This window comes from Citrobacter sp. Cu231 (assembly GCF_030332265.1).
Lineage (GTDB): Bacteria > Pseudomonadota > Gammaproteobacteria > Enterobacterales > Enterobacteriaceae > Citrobacter > Citrobacter meridianamericanus.
This window is the reverse complement of record NZ_JAOWIE010000029.1, coordinates 56,137-76,423: the sequence shown is the minus strand read 5'-3', so window position 1 is coordinate 76,423 and position 20,287 is coordinate 56,137. Positions and strand designations below refer to the sequence as shown.

Below are 20,287 nucleotides of genomic sequence, written 5' to 3'. Positions count from 1 at the left end.
CGATAATTATCGTTTATCCCCATATTGAGAGCGCTATGCAGTACCCGATTAACGAGATGTTCCAGACCCTGCAAGGTGAGGGTTACTTTACCGGCGTCCCCGCCATTTTTATTCGTTTACAGGGATGCCCGGTTGGCTGTGCCTGGTGCGATACCAAACACACCTGGGATAAGCTTGAGGATCGGGAAGTTTCCCTGTACAGCATCCTGGCTAAGACCAAAGAGAGCGATAAATGGGGGGCGGCGAGCAGTGAAGATCTGCTGGCGGTCATTCAGCGCCAGGGCTATACCGCCCGTCATGTGGTGATAACCGGTGGTGAGCCCTGCATTCATGACCTGATGCCGCTGACTGATCTGCTGGAAAAGAACGGCTTTAGTTGCCAGATTGAAACCAGCGGTACCCACGAAGTGCGCTGTACGCCGAATACCTGGGTGACTGTATCACCGAAGGTAAATATGCGTGGCGGCTATGATGTGCTGTCACAGGCGCTGGAGCGCGCGAATGAAATCAAACATCCGGTTGGTCGCGTTCGCGATATTGAAGCGCTGGATGAACTGTTGGCAACGTTGAGCGACGACAAACCGCGCATCATTGCCTTGCAGCCAATCAGTCAGAAAGAAGATGCGACGCGTTTATGTATTGAAACCTGTATTGCGCGCAACTGGCGTCTGTCGATGCAGACTCATAAGTATCTGAATATAGCCTGATAATTCTGCCGGGGGATTTCACTTACCCGGCCACAGTTTGCTGGTCATTACAGACCGGATAAGACCGCGATGCGTCCCTATCCGGTAATACTACAATCACTCGCCGCGATACACGCAGCCCGCTGTGCAGGTCTCTTTCACCATTACGGCACTCAGCAGAGGGACAATCGGTTTAACCTGATCCCAAATCCATTTTGCCAGCACTTCACTGGTTGGGTTTTCTAGGCCAGGAATATCGTTCAGATAATAGTGATCGAGTCTGTCGTAGGTCGGCTTAAACGCCGCTTTTAACTCAGAAAAATCCATGATCCAACCGGTATGCGGATCGACTTCACCGGTAATTTCAAGACGCACCATAAATGAGTGACCATGCAGGCGACCACATTTATGCCCTTCTGGTACATGTGGCAGGCGATGAGCGGCTTCGAAGGTGAAATCTTTAAACAAGGTGGTGGACATTTTTTACTCTCAAGAATGCGAAAAACCGCCGTAGGGTACCGTAAAGTACAATTTTTATCATTAGTTAAAAGGGCGCTAAGCATCAGAACGCTATATTTACGCTGTTAATGTTTAATAACTTTTTAAATATCATATAGTTATTAAATCGTTTTTGTCGTTAATGACTATAACTAAAACAGGTTAGTCCATTTGGTTATTTGTTATTTCTATCCCTTCTTTAATTGTTACTATCCCCGCCGTTAACCTTATCTTCAGTTTGGGTTTTATTGCTGAAATCCGCTTTGCTTACTGGAACATGACAACGCATGACGACACAGGCCTCACCTTCCGCTTTGCTACCGCTAAACCCGGAGCAACTGGCACGCCTTCAGGCAGCCACGACTGACTTCACTCCCGCACAGCTCGCGTGGGTTTCTGGCTATTTCTGGGGCGTGCTGAATCAGCAGCCAGGCAGCAATGCGGTGGCACCAGCGCCTGCCGCTCAAATGCCTGGTATTACGCTTATCTCCGCCTCGCAAACCGGTAATGCGCGTCGAGTGGCGGAAGCCCTGCGTGATGATCTTATCGCTGCGAAGCTCAATGTCACTCTGATCAACGCTGGCGACTATAAATTCAAACAAATCGCCAATGAAAAACTGCTGATCGTGGTGGCATCGACGCAAGGGGAAGGTGAACCGGCGGAAGAAGCTGTGGCGTTGCATAAATATCTGTTCTCGAAAAAAGCGCCGAAGCTTGAGAACACTGCTTTTGCCGTGTTTGGTTTGGGCGATACCTCCTATGAATTCTTCTGCCAGGCCGGTAAAGATTTCGACAGTAAACTGGCTGAACTGGGCGGTGAGCGTCTGCTGGATCGGGTGGATGCTGATGTCGAATACCAGGCCGCTGCCGCGCAGTGGCGCGAGCGTCTGGTTGAGGTTCTGAAAGCGCGTGCGCCGGCTGTACCGTCTGTGCAAGTTGCGGCGAGCGGTGCGGTAAACGAAGTTCACACCAGCCCATATACCAAAGAAGCGCCGCTGGCGGCGTCACTTGCGGTGAATCAGAAAATCACCGGTCGCGACTCACTAAAAGATGTGCGCCATATCGAAATCGATCTCGGCGATTCCGGTCTGCGCTATCAGCCCGGCGACGCGCTGGGCGTGTGGTATCAGAACGATCCCGCGCTGGTCAAAGAGCTGGTTGAACTGCTGTGGCTGAAGGGCGATGAACCGGTAACGGTTAATGGCAAAACGCTGCCTCTGGCCGAAGCGTTGCAGTGGCATTTCGAGCTGACGGTCAACACTGCAAATATCGTGGAAAACTACGCCACGCTGACGCGCAGTGAGTCGCTGCTGCCGCTGGTGGGCGATAAAACGCAATTGCAGCATTACGCCGCGACCACGCCAATCGTTGATATGATGCGTTTCTCCCCGGCACAACTGGACGCTCAGACGTTAGTTGATCTTTTGCGCCCGCTGACCCCGCGTTTGTACTCCATTGCTTCCTCCCAGGCGGAAGTCGAAAGTGAAGTGCATGTGACTGTCGGCGTAGTGCGTTACGACATTGAGGGGCGCGCCCGCGCTGGCGGTGCCTCCAGCTTCCTCGCCGACCGCGTGGAAGAAGAAGGTGAAGTTCGCGTGTTCATTGAACACAACGACAACTTCCGTTTGCCGGCAAACCCGCAGACACCGGTGATTATGATTGGCCCGGGTACGGGAATTGCACCGTTCCGCGCCTTTATGCAGCAGCGTGCGGCCGATGGCGCGGAAGGTAAAAACTGGTTGTTCTTCGGCAACCCGCATTTCACCGAAGATTTCCTCTACCAGGTTGAATGGCAGCGCTACGTCAAAGAGGGCGTGTTGAGCCGGATCGATCTCGCCTGGTCTCGCGATCAAAAAGAAAAAATCTACGTACAAGACAAACTGCGCGAACAGGGCGCGGAACTGTGGCGCTGGATTAACGACGGTGCCCACATTTATGTCTGCGGCGACGCCAATTGCATGGCGAAAGACGTTGAGCAGGCGTTGCTGGAAGTGATTGCTGAATTCGGTGCAATGGATATCGAAGCGGCGGATGAATTTTTAAGTGAGCTGCGCATTGAGCGCCGTTATCAGCGAGATGTCTACTAATGAGCGAAAAACACCCAGGGCCTTTGGTGGTCGAAGGCAAACTGACTGACGCCGAGCGCATGAAGCGTGAAAGTAATTTCCTGCGCGGCACCATCGCGGAAGATCTCAACGACGGTCTCACCGGCGGTTTCCACGGCGATAACTTCCTGCTGATCCGTTTCCACGGTATGTACCAGCAGGACGACCGCGATATTCGTGCCGAACGTGCCGAGCAGAAGCTGGAGCCGCGCCACGCGATGCTACTGCGCTGCCGTTTGCCGGGCGGGGTGATCACTCCAACCCAGTGGAAAGCCATCGACAAATTTGCCGCGGATAACACCATTTACGGCAGCATCCGTCTGACTAACCGTCAGACCTTCCAGTTTCACGGCATTCTGAAGAAGAACGTCAAGCCGGTGCATCAGATGCTGCATTCGGTCGGGCTGGACGCACTGGCGACCGCCAACGACATGAACCGTAACGTGCTGTGCACCTCTAACCCATATGAGTCGCAGCTGCATGCGGAAGCCTACGAGTGGGCGAAGAAAATTTCTGAACATCTGCTGCCGCGCACGCGCGCCTATGCGGAGATCTGGCTCGATCAGGAAAAAGTTGCTACTACCGATGAAGAACCGATCCTCGGGGCGACCTATCTGCCGCGTAAGTTTAAAACCACGGTGGTGATCCCGCCGCAGAACGATATCGATCTGCACGCCAACGACATGAACTTCGTGGCGATTGCCGAAAACGGCAAGCTGGTAGGCTTTAACCTGCTGGTCGGCGGCGGTCTCTCAATCGAGCACGGCAACAAGAAAACCTATGCCCGCACCGCGAGCGAATTCGGCTTCCTGCCGCTGGAGCACACCCTGGCGGTGGCAGAAGCGGTGGTCACGACTCAGCGCGATTGGGGTAACCGTACCGACCGTAAAAACGCTAAAACCAAATACACCCTTGAGCGCGTCGGCGTCGATACCTTCAAGGAAGAAGTTGAGCGTCGCGCGGGGATCAAATTTGAGCCGATCCGCCCGTACGAGTTCACTGGCCGCGGCGATCGCATCGGTTGGGTGAAAGGGATCGACAATAACTGGCACCTGACGTTGTTTATTGAAAATGGCCGTATTCTGGATTATCCAGGCCGTCCGCTGAAAACGGGGCTGCTGGAGATCGCGAAGATCCACAAAGGCGATTTCCGCATCACTGCCAACCAGAACTTGATCATCGCTGGCGTACCGGAAAGCCAGAAGACGAAGGTAGAGAAGCTGGCGCGCGATCATGGACTGATGAATGCGGTAAAACCGCAGCGTGAAAACTCGATGGCCTGCGTGTCGTTCCCGACTTGTCCGCTGGCGATGGCCGAAGCCGAACGCTTCCTGCCATCGTTCACGGATAAAGTGGAAGCGATTCTGGAAAAACACGGCATTCCCGACGAGCATATCGTGATGCGCGTTACCGGTTGTCCGAACGGCTGCGGTCGCGCGATGCTGGCAGAACTGGGGCTGGTGGGGAAAGCGCCGGGTCGCTATAACCTGCATCTGGGCGGTAACCGTATCGGCACACGTATTCCGCGTATGTTCCGCGAGAACATCACCGAGCCGGAAATTCTTGATTCCATCGATGAGCTTGTCGGGCGCTGGGCGAAAGAGCGCGAAGCGGGTGAAGGCTTCGGTGACTTTACGGTGCGTGCGGGCATTATTCGCCCGGTGCTCGATCCAGCGCGGGATTTCTGGGAATAATGTGAATTGCCGGATGGCGCGCTTATCAGACCTACAGACCTGCTACGCGCGCCATTTGGCAAGGCAAACAGCGAGGAACTTATGTCCAAACTCGATCTCAACGCGTTGAACGACCTGCCAAAAGTCGAGCGCGTGCTGGCGCTGGCCGAAACCAACGCCGAACTGGAAAAACTGAGTGCCGAGGATCGCGTGGCGTGGGCGCTGGAAAACCTGCCAGGTGAATATGTGCTGTCATCAAGCTTCGGTATTCAGGCAGCAGTGAGTCTGCATCTGGTGAATCAGATCCGCCCGGATATCCCGGTGATCCTGACCGATACCGGCTACCTGTTCCCTGAAACCTACCAGTTTATTGACGAGTTAACGGACAAACTCAAGCTGAATCTCCAGGTTTATCGCGCGAAAGAGAGCGCCGCCTGGCAGGAAGCACGTTACGGTAAGCTGTGGGAACAGGGCGTTGAAGGCATTGAGAAATACAATGACATCAACAAAGTCGAGCCGATGAACCGGGCGCTACAGGAACTCGACGCGCAAACCTGGTTTGCTGGTTTGCGTCGCGAACAGTCCGGCAGTCGTGCGCATTTGCCGGTGTTGGCTATTCAGCGTGGCGTGTTTAAAGTGCTGCCGATTATCGACTGGGACAACCGTACGGTTTACCAGTATCTGCAAAAGCACGGCCTGAAATACCATCCGCTGTGGGACCAGGGCTATCTGTCAGTCGGCGATACGCATACCACCCGCAAATGGGAGCCGGGAATGGCGGAAGAAGAGACGCGGTTCTTTGGGCTCAAGCGCGAGTGCGGGCTGCACGAAGGATGACAGCTAGCAGCCCGGTAACGTTTACATATTACCGGGCTGCTTCTTCAGGATTTATCTGCTTTCGCCAGTTCTTTTACCAGCGGCAGCATAATGCGTACCACGTCGCGGCTACGGCGCTCTATCCGGCCCGGTAAGGCTTTATCGATATGCTGCTGGTTATCCAGTCGCACATCATGCCAGCTGTTGCCAGCCGGGAACGAGGCGCTTTTGGCGCGCTGTTGGTAGCCATCTTTCTTGCCCAGGCTCCAGTTGGTCGCTTCAACGGAGAGCACGGCAATACCCGCGTCGTCGAAGACTTCCGAATCGTTACAACATCCTGTTCCCTTCGGATAGTCTTTGTTCAGGCCCGGATTGGTGCTGGCTACAATGCCGCGACTATGCGCGATAGCCAGCGCCCGGTCGCGCGTCAGTTTTCGAACTGCTTCCGGGGTTTTCTTACCGCTGTTGAAATAGAGTTTATCCCCGACGATCAGGTTATCGAGGTTAATCACCAGCAGCGTGTTTTTCTTCTCGGCGGCACTCATTCGTTTCAGAATGTTTTCTGCGCCGAGTTTGCCTTCTTCCTCGCCGCTGGTGGCAATAAATCGGATGCCGTACTGCGTCGGCACGTCTTTGAGTTTTTCCGCCAGTTCCAGCATTACGCCAACGCCTGCAGCGTTGTCGTCGATACCTTGCAGGGTTAACCCACCCAGATTGGCATCTGAATCGGCGTCGCTTTGTGCAGCGTAGGTGTCGAGATGCGCCATGATAATAATCTGCTGCGGCGCTTTACCTTCATGTGCTGCAATAACGGTGCTTCCCGTTACGTTATGCCAGTTTTTACGGTTATTTTTGGCGGTATAAACATAACGGCTATTAAACGTCCGAATATCACTGCTGTAGCCCATCTGCTGGAATTGCTGACGTATATAATCAGCAGATAACATTTCAGCCGGAGATCCCGTCACGCGGCCCGGGAAAAACGTTGCGATATATCGAGCCTGGGTATTTGCGATATCTCCAGGTTTGGAGGATGTTGCCTGTGCTGGAAGGATAAAACACGCGCCGAGCGCCATGGCAGCAATAAGGTGGCGCGTTGCGGAAAACATAATGAGTCCTTAAATACCAAGCAGAAATTTTCAGCCGCTAGTATGAAACTGTGATCGAGGTAAAACAATTTCATTTGCTCCTAAATGCCCGAAATCCGGTAGCTTAAGCACTTTTTGATATTTGCTTTTCCGGATCGTTATTCCTTTGAGGAACTACTCATTCCAATTCGTAATTTCATTCGCCCTCTTGCCCTCCCTATAGTCAGGTTATCTGAGCATCGTTAGCAAAATAACGGCATTACATAGGAACGGTTATGGATCAAAAACGACTTACCCACCTGCGGCAACTGGAAGCGGAAAGCATCCATATCATTCGTGAGGTGGCCGCCGAGTTTTCTAATCCGGTGATGATGTATTCCATCGGCAAAGATTCCAGCGTAATGCTGCATCTGGCGCGTAAAGCGTTTTATCCTGGCACGCTGCCGTTTCCTTTGCTGCACGTTGATACCGGCTGGAAATTCAGCGAGATGTACGAATTTCGTGACCGTACGGCGAAAGCCTATGGCTGCGAACTGCTGGTGCATAAAAACCCGGAAGGGGTGGCGATGGGCATCAACCCGTTTGTCCACGGTAGCGCCAAACATACCGACATTATGAAAACCGAGGGGTTGAAGCAGGCGCTGAACAAATACGGTTTTGACGCCGCGTTCGGTGGCGCTCGCCGTGACGAAGAGAAATCGCGCGCTAAAGAACGCATCTATTCTTTCCGCGATCGTTTTCATCGCTGGGACCCGAAAAACCAGCGTCCGGAACTGTGGCACAACTACAACGGACAAATTAATAAAGGTGAAAGTATTCGCGTATTCCCGCTCTCCAACTGGACCGAACAGGATATCTGGCAGTACATCTGGCTGGAAAACATCGACATCGTACCGCTGTACCTGGCGGCGGAGCGTCCGGTGCTGGAACGCGACGGCATGTTGATGATGATTGATGACGACAGAATCGATCTGCAACCTGGGGAAGTGATTAAAAAACGCATGGTACGTTTTCGCACGCTCGGCTGCTGGCCGCTGACGGGGGCGGTGGAGTCGCATGCGCAGACGCTGCCGGAAATTATCGAAGAGATGCTGGTCTCAACCACCAGTGAACGTCAGGGCCGCGTGATTGACCGCGACCAGGCGGGCTCCATGGAGCTGAAGAAACGTCAGGGGTATTTCTAAGGAGCCGCCATGAATACGACACTTGCACAACAAATTGCTAATGAAGGCGGCGTTGAAGCCTGGATGGTCGCCCAGCAACATAAAAGTCTGCTGCGTTTTTTAACCTGCGGTAGCGTGGATGACGGGAAAAGTACCCTGATTGGTCGCCTGCTGCATGACACGCGTCAGATTTACGAAGATCAGCTTTCATCGCTGCACAACGACAGCAAACGTCACGGCACCCAGGGCGAAAAGCTCGATCTGGCGTTATTGGTTGACGGCTTACAGGCCGAGCGTGAGCAGGGCATCACCATCGACGTGGCTTACCGTTATTTCTCTACCGAGAAGCGTAAATTTATCATTGCGGATACCCCGGGTCATGAGCAGTACACCCGTAACATGGCCACCGGTGCGTCGACCTGCGACCTGGCGATCCTGCTGATCGATGCGCGTAAAGGCGTGCTGGATCAGACTCGTCGTCATAGCTTTATCTCCACGCTACTTGGGATCAAACATCTGGTGGTGGCGATCAACAAAATGGATCTGGTGGGCTTTAGCGAAGAGACATTTAACCGCATTCGCGAAGATTATCTTACTTTTGCTGAACAGTTGCCGGGCAACCTGGATATCCGGTTTGTGCCGCTCTCTGCGCTGGAAGGCGACAACGTGGCTTCGCAAAGCGACAGCATGCTGTGGTACAGCGGTCCGACGCTGCTGGAAGTGCTTGAAACCGTTGAGATTCAACGTAGTGTTGATACGCAACCGATGCGTTTCCCGGTGCAGTATGTGAACCGACCGAATCTGGATTTTCGTGGTTATGCCGGAACGCTGGCCTCCGGTAGCGTGAAGGTCGGGCAGCGCGTCAAAGTGCTGCCGTCCGGCGTTGAGTCCAGCGTAGCGCGGATCGTCACGTTTGATGGCGACTTGCAGGAAGCGCATGCGGGAGAAGCGATAACCCTGGTATTGAAAGATGAGATCGACATCAGCCGGGGCGATCTGCTGCTTGATGCCGGCGAGGCTTTGCCGGCGGTACAAAGCGCTGCCATTGATGTGGTTTGGATGGCGGAACAACCACTGTCGCCTGGACAGAGTTACGACATCAAAGTTGCAGGCAAGAAGACCCGCGCACGCGTTGATAGCGTGCAGTACCAGGTCGATATTAATAACCTTACCCAACGTGACGTTGAAGCGCTACCGCTAAACGGCATCGGTCTGGTTAATCTCACCTTTGATGAGCCGCTGGTGCTGGATACCTATCAACAGAACCCGGTAACGGGCGGGCTGATTATTATTGACCGCCTGACCAACGTTACCGTTGGCGCGGGGTTAGTACGTGAGCCAATCATTCAGGAGCACGCGGCGGCTTCTCAGTTCAGCGCGTTTGAGCTGGAGTTTAATGCGCTGGTGCGTCGCCACTTCCCACACTGGGACGCGCGCGATCTGCTGGGAGGACAATAATGGCGCTGCATGACGAAAACGTCGTCTGGCATGCCCATCCTGTTACACCGCAACAGCGGGAACAACGCCACGGTCATCGTGGTGTTGTGCTGTGGTTTACCGGGCTGTCAGGTTCCGGTAAATCCACGGTAGCAGGGGCGCTGGAAGAAGCGTTGCATAAGCTGGGGGTGAGTACTTATCTTTTGGATGGCGATAACGTGCGTCACGGTCTGTGCAGCGATCTTGGATTTAGTGATGCCGATCGTAAGGAGAATATTCGTCGGGTTGGTGAAGTGGCTAACCTGATGGTGGATGCGGGTCTTGTGGTGTTGACCGCCTTTATCTCGCCGCATCGCGCCGAGCGCAAAATGGTCCGCGAGCGGGTTGGCGAAGGGCGTTTTATTGAGGTTTTTGTCGATACGCCATTAGCAACGTGTGAAGCACGCGATCCAAAAGGGCTGTATAAAAAAGCGCGGGCGGGTGAGTTGCGCAATTTCACCGGAATTGATTCAGTATACGAAGCGCCTGAATCGCCAGAGATTCATCTTAATGGTGAACAATTGGTAACAAATTTGGTACCCCAATTATTAGACCTGCTGAGGCAGGAAGATATTATCAGATCCTGAGACACCCGAGCTCACATGCCCGGTCAGTCACGGTCACAGGATTAGATATGCGTAACAGCCATAACATTACTATTACAGAGTCGGATACCTTCGCCGCCGACGACGAAACCACCTGGTCACTACCGGGGGCCGTGGTCGGTTTTATCGCGTGGTTGTTGGCGCTGGGATTCCCGTGTCTGATGTATGGCCCTAATACACTGTTTTTCTTCATTTATACCTGGCCCTTTTTCCTCGCATTGCTGCCCGTGGCGATTGTCGCGGGTATTGCTTTGCACTCGCTATTGAAGGGACGGTTGCTGCTGAGCATTATCTGCACCCTGTTGGTGGTTGGGGCGATGTTTGGCGCACTATTTCTATGGTTGCTGGGTTAGGTAAACGCCCTTTTTTAACAATCGCCACGTTGTTCACTCTCTGGTCATAATTCAAACCGTAACCAACAATGAGATTATGTTCTCCTTACACGGGGTATACGTAACAATGGGCAAATGTGGTACATTTGCCCGCGTTGTCGCGGCATTCCCGACCGTTGATGTAAAGTTGTCTGCGGAAATTATGGGATGTTAATGCCGTTTTTCAGGGGGCAGGATGGGTAAACTAACGCTGCTGTTGCTGGCTTTATTAGTCTGGCTGCAGTATTCGCTGTGGTTCGGTAAGAACGGCATACATGACTATAGTCGCGTCAACGATGATGTTGCTGCGCAGCAAGCTACAAACGCGAAACTTAAAGCGCGTAACGATCAGCTTTTTGCCGAAATTGACGATCTCAATGGCGGACAAGAGGCTATTGAGGAGCGTGCGCGCAACGAACTTAGTATGACTAAGCCGGGCGAAACCTTTTATCGTCTGGTGCCTGACGCGTCTAAACGCGCTCAGACTGTAGGGCAAAACAATCGATAAACCGTCCAGGGATTTAACATGGCAGCCACTTTATTGGACGTTTGCGCCGTGGTGCCGGCTGCCGGGTTTGGCCGCCGAATGCAAACAGAGTGTCCTAAGCAGTACCTCTCTATAGGCAATAAAACCATTCTCGAACACTCGGTTGATGCGCTGCTGGCGCATCCCCGGGTGACGCGAGTCGTCATCGCTATCAGCCCAGGCGACAGCCGCTTTGCCCAACTTCCACTTGCTGCGCACCCGCAAATTACCGTGGTGGATGGCGGCAACGAGCGTGCCGATTCTGTCCTTGCCGGTTTGCAAGCCGCAGGGGGGGCCCGTTGGGTGCTGGTGCATGATGCCGCGCGTCCGTGTCTGCACCAGGATGATCTGGCCCGTTTGCTGGCAATCAGCGAGTCCAGCCGTACCGGTGGGATCCTTGCCGCACCGGTACGCGACACAATGAAGCGCGCGGAGCCGGGGCGAACAGACATAGCGCATACGGTCGATCGCAACGATTTATGGCATGCGTTGACGCCGCAGTTTTTCCCACGCGAGCTGTTGCACGACTGCCTGACGCGTGCGCTCAATGAAGGCGCAACCATTACGGACGAAGCCTCGGCGCTGGAATATTGCGGCTTTCATCCACAGCTGGTTGAAGGACGTGCTGACAACATCAAAGTCACCCGCCCGGAAGACCTGGCGCTGGCGGAATTTTATCTGACCCGAACTATCTAGACACTTTATCCTTCACGCTGCAACGAGGCAGCTTGAAGGATGATGTGTATACCAGGAGAAGACATAATGCGAATTGGACACGGTTTCGACGTACACGCTTTTGGCGGCGTTGGCCCAATTATCATTGGTGGTGTGCGCATTCCGTATGAAAAAGGATTGCTGGCGCATTCTGATGGCGATGTGGCGTTACATGCGCTAACCGATGCTCTGCTTGGCGCGGCCGCGCTGGGGGATATCGGTAAACTCTTCCCGGATACCGACCCGGCCTTTAAAGGTGCAGATAGTCGTGAATTATTGCGTGAAGCCTGGCGGCGTATTCAGGCCAAAGGCTATACGCTTGGTAATGTGGATGTGACGATTATTGCTCAGGCGCCGAAGATGCTGCCTCACATTCCGCAAATGCGTGTGTTTATTGCCGAAGACCTCGGCTGCCATATGGAAGATGTTAACGTGAAAGCGACCACCACGGAAAAACTCGGTTTTACCGGGCGTGGGGAAGGGATTGCCTGCGAAGCGGTGGCGTTACTCATTAAGGCAACGAAATGACTGCGTTTGAAGATCTGACGTATCTCCATGGCAAACCACTGGGCCATGGCGTCCTGAAAGCAAACCCGGAAGACTTTGTCGTCGTCGAAGATTTAGGCTTTGAACCGGATGGCGAAGGCGAGCATGTTTTGGTGCGTATCCTGAAAAACGGCTGTAACACCCGTTTTGTCGCTGACGCATTGGCGAAGTTCCTGAAAATTCACGCTCGTGAAGTCAGCTTTGCCGGGCAGAAAGATAAGCATGCGGTCACGGAACAGTGGCTGTGCGCGCGCGTGCCGGGCAATGCGATGCCTGATTTAAGCAAATTTGAGCTTGAAGGTTGTAAAGTGCTGGAGTACGCGCGCCACAAGCGTAAGCTGCGTTTAGGGGCGCTGAAAGGCAACGAATTTACGCTGGTGCTGCGTGAGGTGAGTGAGCGAAATGATGTTGAAGCGCGTTTGCAGGCGATTAGCGAGCGCGGCGTACCGAACTATTTTGGCACTCAACGTTTTGGTATCGGCGGCAGCAACCTGCAAGGAGCGTTGCGCTGGGCGCAAAGCGATGCGCCGGTGCGCGATCGCAATAAACGCAGTTTTTGGTTGTCGGCGGCCCGTAGCGCGTTGTTTAATCAGATAGCCAGTGAACGCCTGAAAAAAACAGACTTTAATCAAGTTGTTGACGGCGATGCGCTACAATTATCGGGGCGCGGAAGCTGGTTTGTCGCCACACAGGAAGAACAAACTGAATTACAGCGTCGCGTCGATGAGAAAGAATTGATGATAACAGCGGCATTGCCGGGCTGCGGTGAGTGGGGAACTCAACGCGACGCACTGGCGTTTGAAGAAGCCGCTGTTGCTGATGAAACCGCGCTGCAGTCTCTGTTATTGCGCGAGAAAGTCGACGCGTCGCGTCGCGCTATGTTGCTGTATCCACAACAATTAAGCTGGAACTGGTGGGATGACGTAACCGTTGAGTTACGTTTCTGGCTACCGGCAGGTAGCTTCGCCACCAGTGTTGTAAGGGAACTTATTAACACAATGGGTGATTATGCGTATATTGCTGAGTAACGATGATGGGGTCCACGCACCCGGTATACAAACGCTGGCGAAAGCGCTGCGTGAGTTTGCTGATGTACAAGTGGTTGCCCCGGATCGTAACCGCAGTGGCGCGTCTAACTCGCTGACGCTGGAGTCCTCACTTCGCACGTTTACCTATGATAACGGCGATATTGCCGTACAAATGGGTACGCCTACCGACTGCGTCTATCTGGGTGTGAACGCATTAATGCGTCCGCGTCCGGACATTGTCGTTTCTGGTATTAACGCGGGTCCAAATCTGGGTGATGATGTCATCTATTCCGGTACCGTTGCGGCGGCGATGGAAGGTCGTCACCTCGGGTTCCCTGCGCTGGCTGTTTCACTTGATGGTCATAAACACTACGATACCGCTGCGGCGGTCACCTGCCGTATCTTACGGGCGCTGAGTCGTGAACCGCTGCGCACCGGACGCATTTTAAATATCAACGTGCCGGATTTACCGCTGGATGAGATTAAAGGGATCCGCGTCACCCGCTGCGGCAGTCGTCATCCGGCGGATCTGGTTATTCCACAGCAGGACCCGCGCGGCAATACGCTGTACTGGATCGGGCCACCGGGCGAAAAATGCGACGCCGGGCCGGATACGGATTTTGCCGCGGTCGATGAAGGCTATGTTTCCATCACGCCGCTGCATGTCGATTTAACCGCATACGGCGCACATGAAGTGGTTTCTGACTGGTTAGACAGCGTGGGAGTCGACACGCAATGGTAAGCAGACGCGTACACACTCTTCTTGAACAATTACGTGCGCAGGGCATCAGAGATGAGCTTGTTCTCGATGCGCTCGCCGCCGTGCCGCGTGAAAAATTCATTGATGAGGCGTTTGAACATAAGGCCTGGGACAATATTGCCCTGCCGATTGGTCAGGGGCAGACGATTTCGCAGCCTTATATGGTAGCGCGGATGACCGAACTGCTGGAGTTAACGCCGCAGTCTCGGGTGCTGGAAATTGGAACTGGCTCTGGCTACCAGACGGCGATTCTGGCGCATCTGGTGCATCATGTGTGTTCCGTTGAACGCATTAAAAGTTTGCAGTGGCAGGCGCGTCGTCGCCTGAAGCAGCTTGATTTACATAATGTTTCGACCCGTCATGGTGATGGATGGCAAGGCTGGCAGGCGCGAGCCCCGTTTGACGCTATCATTGTAACGGCTGCGCCGCCTGAGATCCCAACCGCATTGATGATGCAGTTGGATGAGGGCGGCATTCTCGTCTTACCCGTGGGCGATGAGCACCAGTTTTTGAAACGGGTGCGTCGTCGGGGAGGCGAATTTATTATCGATACCGTGGAGGCCGTACGTTTCGTTCCCTTAGTAAAAGGGGAGCTTGCGTAGATATCGGCTGTGAATACCTGGAGTTTTCCTGGATATTCTGGAACAGGTAAGCGTATTGTGACGATGCCTTGCACGGTGATTACGTCATGGGTTTTAACCAATTTTTTTCCTGGGGGATAAATGAGCGCGGGAAGCCACAAATTTACCGTTAGCCGTATTGCGGCATTGTCACTGGTTTCATTATGGCTGGCAGGTTGTTCAAATACCTCGAATCCACCAGCACCGGTCAGCTCGGTTAACGGCGCTGCATCAACGAATACCAGCTCCGGCATGCTGATTACGCCTCCACCAAAAATGGGCTCGACGTCGACGGTACAGCAGACGCCACAGATCCAGCCGGTGCAGCGGCCAACCACACAGCCAACACAAATTCAGCCTGTAGCAGAGCAACCTGTACAGATGGAAAACGGTCGTATTGTATACAATCGTAAGTATGGGAATATTCCGAAAGGTAGCTACACGGGCGGCAGTACTTATACTGTTAAGAAAGGCGATACCCTTTTCTATATTGCCTGGATCACCGGGAACGATTTCCGTGACCTCGCACAACGCAATAACGTTCCGGCCCCGTATGGCCTGAATGTCGGTCAAACTCTGCAAGTGGGCAACGCGTCTGGCGCACCGATTACTGGTGGTAATGCCATCACCCAGGCGGATGCAGCACAGCAAGGAGTTGTGACCAACCCTGCACAAAATTCCACCGTTGCTGTTGCTTCGAAACCAACAATTACGTATTCTGAGGATTCAGGTGAACAAAGTGCTAATAAAATGTTGCCGAACAACAAGCCTGCTGGGACTGTAGTCACAGCGCCTGTAACGGCTCCGGCAGTTAGCGCAACCGAATCAACTGCAAGCTCAACGTCAACCAGTTCGCCAATCTCTACCTGGCGCTGGCCGACTGACGGCAAAGTGATCGAAAACTTTGCGGCTACCGAAGGTGGCAATAAAGGAATCGACATTGCAGGCAGCAAAGGACAGGCTATTGTCGCGACCGCAGATGGACGCGTCGTCTATGCCGGTAACGCGCTGCGTGGTTACGGTAATCTTATTATCATCAAACATAACGATGATTACCTGAGTGCCTACGCCCATAACGATACAATGCTGGTCCGGGAACAACAAGAAATCAAGGCGGGGCAGAAAATAGCTACCATGGGTAGTACCGGAACCAGTTCAACACGCTTGCATTTTGAAATTCGTTACAAGGGGAAATCCGTAAACCCGCTGCGCTATTTACCGCAGCGATAATTCGGCGGAACCAGGCTTTCACGTGCTAGTTCCGTTAGGGATCACGGGTAGGAGCCACCTTTATGAGTCAGAATACGCTGAAAGTTCATGATTTAAATGAAGATGCGGAATTTGATGAGAACGGAGTAGAGGCTTTTGATGAAAAAGCCTTGAGTGAAGAGGAACCCAGTGATAACGACCTGGCTGAAGAAGAGCTGTTATCGCAGGGGGCCACACAGCGTGTGTTGGACGCGACTCAGCTTTACCTTGGTGAGATTGGTTATTCACCACTGTTAACAGCCGAAGAAGAAGTTTATTTTGCGCGTCGCGCACTGCGTGGAGATGTCGCATCTCGCCGTCGCATGATTGAAAGTAACCTGCGTCTGGTGGTGAAGATTGCTCGTCGTTATGGCAATCGTGGTCTGGCATTGCTGGACCTGATTGAAGAGGGCAATCTGGGGCTTATCCGTGCAGTCGAGAAGTTTGACCCGGAACGCGGGTTCCGCTTCTCAACATACGCAACCTGGTGGATCCGCCAGACGATCGAACGGGCAATTATGAACCAAACCCGTACGATCCGACTGCCCATTCACATTGTAAAAGAGCTGAACGTCTATCTGCGTACCGCGCGTGAGTTGTCGCATAAACTGGACCACGAACCGAGCGCAGAAGAGATTGCTGAACAACTGGACAAACCGGTTGATGACGTCAGCCGTATGCTCCGACTCAACGAGCGTATTACCTCGGTAGACACCCCGCTGGGTGGCGATTCCGAAAAAGCGTTGCTGGATATTCTGGCCGACGAAAAGGAAAACGGTCCGGAAGACACCACGCAAGACGATGATATGAAACAGAGCATCGTCAAATGGCTGTTCGAACTGAACGCCAAACAGCGTGAGGTGCTGGCACGTCGCTTTGGTCTGCTGGGGTACGAAGCTGCGACACTGGAAGATGTGGGCCGTGAAATTGGCCTCACTCGTGAACGTGTCCGCCAGATTCAGGTTGAAGGTCTGCGTCGTCTGCGTGAAATTCTGCAGACTCAGGGGCTGAATATCGAAGCGCTGTTCCGCGAGTAAGCACTAGTTCTATCAAGAAAGGCCAGTCTCATTGGGACTGGCCTTTTTCTTTGACGATGTGTCCAGGCCGGGTAAGGAATAGCCGCAATCCGATAAATTACCCCATCATCTTACGCACCAGACGTGTGAACTGCTCACGCTCTTCATCAGATAACCGCCCCAAAAACTCATCATCTACGTCATTTCCCAGTGGGGTTGCGCTGGCCAGTAACGCTTCTCCTTGCGCGGTCAAATAAACAAACCGCCGACGCTTATCTGCCGGGTCGTGCTCACGCCTGACCAGATCGCGTTTTTCCATTCGGCTCAGCATTTCCGCAAGCGTCGCCTTGGTACAGACTGCTGCCTCGGTCAGGGTAACCTGTTCAATTCCGGGCTGTTCGGCAATGGCGCGCATCACCGCATACTGCGGTTTGGTCAGATCCGGTAATTCATGTTGCCAGCGAGCCGTATGCTGCTGAAAAAGCTGACGTAAAAGGTGGAAGGCTGTGTTTCTTAACGGCATGAGAGCTCCGGAATATCTGTCAGTCTCTATCTTAACGGGTAACGCGTCATAGTTTAACCATTGCTGCTTTAGCAATCTGTGCGAGGTGCTCTTGTCCGGAATGCATCGAGGGAGTATTTTAATAAAATGTTCGTACACGAACAAAATTGAGGGCGAAATGAGACTGATTGTAGGAATGACCGGGGCGACCGGCGCACCGCTTGGTGTGTCGCTACTGCAGGCGCTGCGGGCAATGCCGGGGGTAGAAACCCATCTGGTGCTGTCAAAGTGGGCCAAAACCACCATTGAACTGGAAACACCATACAGCGTCCGTGATGTGTCAGCGTTAGCCGATTATTGCCACAACCCGGCGGACCAGGCGGCGACCATCTCCTCCGGATCGTTTCGTACTGACGGCATGATCATTATCCCCTGCAGTATGAAAACCCTTGCCGGTATTCGTGCTGGCTATGCGGAAGGACTGGTGGGGCGCGCCGCTGATGTGGTGCTGAAAGAAGGGCGCCAGCTGGTACTGGTTCCGCGTGAAATGCCGCTTAGCACTATTCATCTGGAAAATATGCTCGCGCTTTCGCGCATGGGCGTCGCGATGGTCCCGCCGATGCCTGCGTTTTATAACCACCCGCAAACGGTTGATGACATCACGCAGCACATTGTGGCTCGCGTGCTCGATCAGTTTGGTCTGGAACACCCCAACGCCCGTCGCTGGCAGGGATTACGACAGGCGCAGAATTTTGCACAGGAGAATGAATAATGGCATTTGATGACTTGCGCAGCTTTTTACAGGCGCTGGACGACCAGGGACAATTGCTGAAAATCAGTGAAGAGGTCAACGCTGAGCCGGATCTGGCTGCGGCGGCTAACGCGACCGGGCGTATTGGCGACGGTGCGCCAGCGCTGTGGTTTGACAATATTCGTGGTTTTACTGACGCCCGCGTGGCGATGAATACCATCGGCTCGTGGCAGAATCATGCCATTTCATTAGGCCTGCCGCCCAATACGCCGGTGAAAAAACAAATTGATGAGTTTATCCGTCGTTGGGATAAATTTCCGGTTACGCCGGAGCGTCGTGCCAATCCGGCTTGGGCTGAAAACAGTGTTGATGGTGAGGAGATCAACCTGTTTGATATTCTGCCGCTGTTTCGCCTGAATGATGGCGATGGGGGATTCTATCTCGATAAAGCCTGCGTGGTGTCGCGCGATCCGCTGGATCCGGATAACTTCGGAAAGCAGAACGTCGGCATTTATCGTATGGAAGTGAAAGGGAAACGCAAACTTGGCTTGCAACCGGTGCCGATGCACGATATTGCGTTGCATCTGCATAAAGCTGAAGAGCGTGGTGAAGATCTGCCGATTGCCATCACGCTGGGTAACGATCCGATTATTACCCTGATGGGGGCTACGCCGCTGAAGTACGATCAGTCGGAATACGAAATGGCGGGGGCGCTGCGCGAAAGCCCGTATCCGATCGCCACCGCACCGCTCACTGGCTTTGACGTGCCATGGGGTTCAGAAGTGATCCTCGAAGGGGTCATTGAAAGCCGTAAACGTGAAATCGAAGGTCCTTTTGGTGAGTTTACCGGCCACTATTCTGGTGGTCGTAACATGACCGTGGTGCGTATCGATAAAGTCTCTTATCGCAGTAAACCGATTTTTGAATCGCTGTATCTCGGGATGCCGTGGACGGAAATCGACTATCTGATGGGGCCAGCAACCTGCGTACCGCTTTATCAACAGCTGAAAGCTGAATTCCCGGAAGTACAGGCGGTGAACGCCATGTACACCCACGGTTTGCTGGCGATTATCTCCACCAAAAAACGCTACGGTGGCTTTGCCCGTGCAGTCGGGCTGCGGGCAATGACCACGCCGCATGGTCTGGGTTACGTGAAAATGGTGATTATGGTTGATGAGGATGTTGATCCGTTCAATCTGCCGCAGGTGATGTGGGCGCTGTCTTCGAAAGTTAATCCGGCGGGGGATCTGGTGCAGTTGCCGAATATGTCGGTGCTGGAACTTGATCCGGGCTCCAGTCCGGCGGGGATTACCGACAAGTTAATCATAGATGCCACCACGCCGGTTGCGCCGGATAACCGTGGGCACTACAGCCAGCCGGTATGTGATTTACCGGAAACGAAAGCCTGGGCTGAAAAGCTGACCGCCATGCTGGCTAACCGTAAATAAGGAGTTGCAGATGATTTGTCCCCGTTGTGCCGATGAACATATTGAAGTGATGGCGAACTCGCCGGTGAAAGATGTCTGGACGGTATATCAGTGCCAGCATTGTCTGTACACCTGGCGTAATACCGAACCGCTTCGCCGCACCAGCCGCGAGCACTACCCGGAGGCGTTTCGGATGACGCAAAAAGATATCGATGACGCACCAATGGTGCCGAGTATTCCACCGCTGCTGGCGGAAGGTAAGCGCTAATACTGAAGGCCCGGGATTCCGGGTCTTTTTTTGCGCGCAGACTCGTAACGTATTGATAAATTAATTTGTTACAGCGGCATCGGGAATAGAATAGCGGCGGGTGCTTGAGGCTTTCTGAGCTTTGAGCATTGGCAAGGTCCCGGAAAGACAAAAGCCCCAGGAGATAGTTCTATCAACCTGAGGCTAGCGTACAAACCTGAACAATTTGGATGTTAGTCTCTTCTTTGCAGGGAGGCAAGACATGCTGACAAAATATGCCCTTGTGGCAATTGTAGTGCTGTGTTTTACGGCGCTGGGATTCACGTTAATGGTGCGAGATTCGTTGTGCGAGTTAAGTATTAAAGAACGTGGTATGGAGTTTAAAGCTGTTCTCGCTTACGAACCGAAGAAGTAGCTACAA

Annotated in this window: 23 protein-coding genes; 20 read left to right on the top strand and 3 right to left on the bottom strand. The window is 53.4% G+C overall.

Annotated features, from left to right (window positions below; all coding sequences use genetic code 11):
* Positions 1 to 35: 35 nt before the first annotated feature.
* On the top strand, positions 36 to 707 hold the full coding sequence (gene queE, locus OGY15_RS03435) for a 7-carboxy-7-deazaguanine synthase QueE (RefSeq protein WP_187253124.1): 672 nt from the start codon (positions 36 to 38) through the stop codon (positions 705 to 707).
* A 96-nt stretch (positions 708 to 803) separates the two neighbouring features.
* Here the strand turns inward: queE and queD are convergent, their stop codons facing one another.
* Positions 804 to 1,166, bottom strand: a complete 363-nt coding sequence (gene queD / locus OGY15_RS03430) for a 6-carboxytetrahydropterin synthase QueD (RefSeq protein ID WP_151218235.1) — start codon at positions 1,164 to 1,166, stop codon at positions 804 to 806.
* A gap of 305 nt (positions 1,167 to 1,471) precedes the next feature.
* Between queD and cysJ the strand changes: the two genes are divergently transcribed.
* From cysJ to cysH, 3 genes are all read left to right on the top strand, one after another.
* Positions 1,472 to 3,271, top strand: a complete 1,800-nt coding sequence (gene cysJ, locus OGY15_RS03425; RefSeq protein ID WP_286538282.1) for an NADPH-dependent assimilatory sulfite reductase flavoprotein subunit — start codon at positions 1,472 to 1,474, stop codon at positions 3,269 to 3,271.
* Entirely contained in the window at positions 3,271 to 4,983 is a 1,713-nt protein-coding gene (gene cysI / locus OGY15_RS03420; RefSeq protein ID WP_151218234.1) for an assimilatory sulfite reductase (NADPH) hemoprotein subunit, read from the top strand. The genes cysJ and cysI overlap by 1 nt, the downstream gene beginning before the upstream one ends.
* 81 nt (positions 4,984 to 5,064) lie before the next feature.
* A complete protein-coding gene (cysH, locus tag OGY15_RS03415) occupies positions 5,065 to 5,799 on the top strand; it encodes a phosphoadenosine phosphosulfate reductase (protein WP_151218233.1) in 735 nt (244 codons plus the stop codon).
* Between the two features lie 44 nt (positions 5,800 to 5,843).
* Here cysH and OGY15_RS03410 read toward each other — a convergent pair whose 3' ends face one another.
* A complete protein-coding gene (locus OGY15_RS03410; protein ID WP_151218232.1) occupies positions 5,844 to 6,887 on the bottom strand; it encodes an aminopeptidase in 1,044 nt (347 codons plus the stop codon).
* Between the two features lie 254 nt (positions 6,888 to 7,141).
* Here OGY15_RS03410 and cysD point away from each other — a divergent pair, with 254 nt between their 5' ends.
* The 12 genes from cysD to rpoS all read left to right on the top strand — a co-directional run bounded on the left by cysD (position 7,142) and on the right by rpoS (position 16,960).
* Positions 7,142 to 8,050: a sulfate adenylyltransferase subunit CysD gene (gene cysD, locus OGY15_RS03405; RefSeq protein WP_151218231.1), complete on the top strand. Its 909-nt coding sequence runs from the start codon at positions 7,142 to 7,144 to the stop codon at positions 8,048 to 8,050.
* A gap of 9 nt (positions 8,051 to 8,059) precedes the next feature.
* Entirely contained in the window at positions 8,060 to 9,487 is a 1,428-nt protein-coding gene (gene cysN, locus OGY15_RS03400) for a sulfate adenylyltransferase subunit CysN (RefSeq protein ID WP_286538275.1), read from the top strand.
* The gene (cysC, locus tag OGY15_RS03395; protein WP_187253121.1) at positions 9,487 to 10,092 is read left to right on the top strand and encodes an adenylyl-sulfate kinase; all 606 of its coding nucleotides are present in this window, start codon (positions 9,487 to 9,489) and stop codon (positions 10,090 to 10,092) included. Before cysN ends, cysC begins: the two co-directional genes overlap by 1 nt.
* 47 nt (positions 10,093 to 10,139) lie before the next feature.
* Entirely contained in the window at positions 10,140 to 10,463 is a 324-nt protein-coding gene (locus OGY15_RS03390) for a DUF3561 family protein (RefSeq protein ID WP_151218229.1), read from the top strand.
* A gap of 214 nt (positions 10,464 to 10,677) precedes the next feature.
* Positions 10,678 to 10,989, top strand: a complete 312-nt coding sequence (gene ftsB, locus OGY15_RS03385) for a cell division protein FtsB (protein ID WP_151218228.1) — start codon at positions 10,678 to 10,680, stop codon at positions 10,987 to 10,989.
* An 18-nt stretch (positions 10,990 to 11,007) separates the two neighbouring features.
* Positions 11,008 to 11,703, top strand: coding sequence for a 2-C-methyl-D-erythritol 4-phosphate cytidylyltransferase (gene ispD / locus OGY15_RS03380; RefSeq protein WP_151218227.1), 696 nt, complete (start codon positions 11,008 to 11,010; stop codon positions 11,701 to 11,703).
* 66 nt (positions 11,704 to 11,769) lie between these two features.
* Positions 11,770 to 12,249: a 2-C-methyl-D-erythritol 2,4-cyclodiphosphate synthase gene (gene ispF, locus OGY15_RS03375; protein WP_151224260.1), complete on the top strand. Its 480-nt coding sequence runs from the start codon at positions 11,770 to 11,772 to the stop codon at positions 12,247 to 12,249.
* Positions 12,246 to 13,295, top strand: a complete 1,050-nt coding sequence (gene truD / locus OGY15_RS03370; RefSeq protein ID WP_151224259.1) for a tRNA pseudouridine(13) synthase TruD — start codon at positions 12,246 to 12,248, stop codon at positions 13,293 to 13,295. The genes ispF and truD overlap by 4 nt, the downstream gene beginning before the upstream one ends.
* On the top strand, positions 13,276 to 14,037 hold the full coding sequence (gene surE / locus OGY15_RS03365) for a 5'/3'-nucleotidase SurE (RefSeq protein WP_151218225.1): 762 nt from the start codon (positions 13,276 to 13,278) through the stop codon (positions 14,035 to 14,037). The genes truD and surE overlap by 20 nt, the downstream gene beginning before the upstream one ends.
* The gene (locus OGY15_RS03360) at positions 14,031 to 14,657 is read left to right on the top strand and encodes a protein-L-isoaspartate(D-aspartate) O-methyltransferase (RefSeq protein ID WP_151218224.1); all 627 of its coding nucleotides are present in this window, start codon (positions 14,031 to 14,033) and stop codon (positions 14,655 to 14,657) included. The genes surE and OGY15_RS03360 overlap by 7 nt, the downstream gene beginning before the upstream one ends.
* A 120-nt stretch (positions 14,658 to 14,777) precedes the next feature.
* Positions 14,778 to 15,905, top strand: a complete 1,128-nt coding sequence (gene nlpD, locus OGY15_RS03355) for a murein hydrolase activator NlpD (protein WP_151218223.1) — start codon at positions 14,778 to 14,780, stop codon at positions 15,903 to 15,905.
* 62 nt (positions 15,906 to 15,967) lie between these two features.
* Complete coding sequence (gene rpoS / locus OGY15_RS03350) at positions 15,968 to 16,960, top strand: RNA polymerase sigma factor RpoS (protein WP_000081498.1); 993 nt, start codon at positions 15,968 to 15,970, stop codon at positions 16,958 to 16,960.
* A gap of 97 nt (positions 16,961 to 17,057) precedes the next feature.
* Here the strand turns inward: rpoS and OGY15_RS03345 are convergent, their stop codons facing one another.
* Complete coding sequence (locus OGY15_RS03345) at positions 17,058 to 17,462, bottom strand: MarR family winged helix-turn-helix transcriptional regulator (RefSeq protein WP_151224257.1); 405 nt, start codon at positions 17,460 to 17,462, stop codon at positions 17,058 to 17,060.
* A gap of 157 nt (positions 17,463 to 17,619) precedes the next feature.
* Here OGY15_RS03345 and OGY15_RS03340 point away from each other — a divergent pair, with 157 nt between their 5' ends.
* The 4 genes from OGY15_RS03340 (at position 17,620) to OGY15_RS03325 (ending at position 20,281) form a co-directional block, all read left to right on the top strand.
* Entirely contained in the window at positions 17,620 to 18,213 is a 594-nt protein-coding gene (locus OGY15_RS03340; protein ID WP_151224256.1) for a non-oxidative hydroxyarylic acid decarboxylases subunit B, read from the top strand.
* Positions 18,213 to 19,640, top strand: a complete 1,428-nt coding sequence (locus OGY15_RS03335; RefSeq protein WP_187258912.1) for a non-oxidative hydroxyarylic acid decarboxylases subunit C — start codon at positions 18,213 to 18,215, stop codon at positions 19,638 to 19,640. Before OGY15_RS03340 ends, OGY15_RS03335 begins: the two co-directional genes overlap by 1 nt.
* Before the next feature lie 10 nt (positions 19,641 to 19,650).
* Positions 19,651 to 19,887, top strand: coding sequence for a non-oxidative hydroxyarylic acid decarboxylases subunit D (locus OGY15_RS03330; protein ID WP_151218219.1), 237 nt, complete (start codon positions 19,651 to 19,653; stop codon positions 19,885 to 19,887).
* 241 nt (positions 19,888 to 20,128) lie between these two features.
* The gene (locus OGY15_RS03325; protein ID WP_003034202.1) at positions 20,129 to 20,281 is read left to right on the top strand and encodes a Hok/Gef family protein; all 153 of its coding nucleotides are present in this window, start codon (positions 20,129 to 20,131) and stop codon (positions 20,279 to 20,281) included.
* Positions 20,282 to 20,287: the final 6 nt, after the last annotated feature.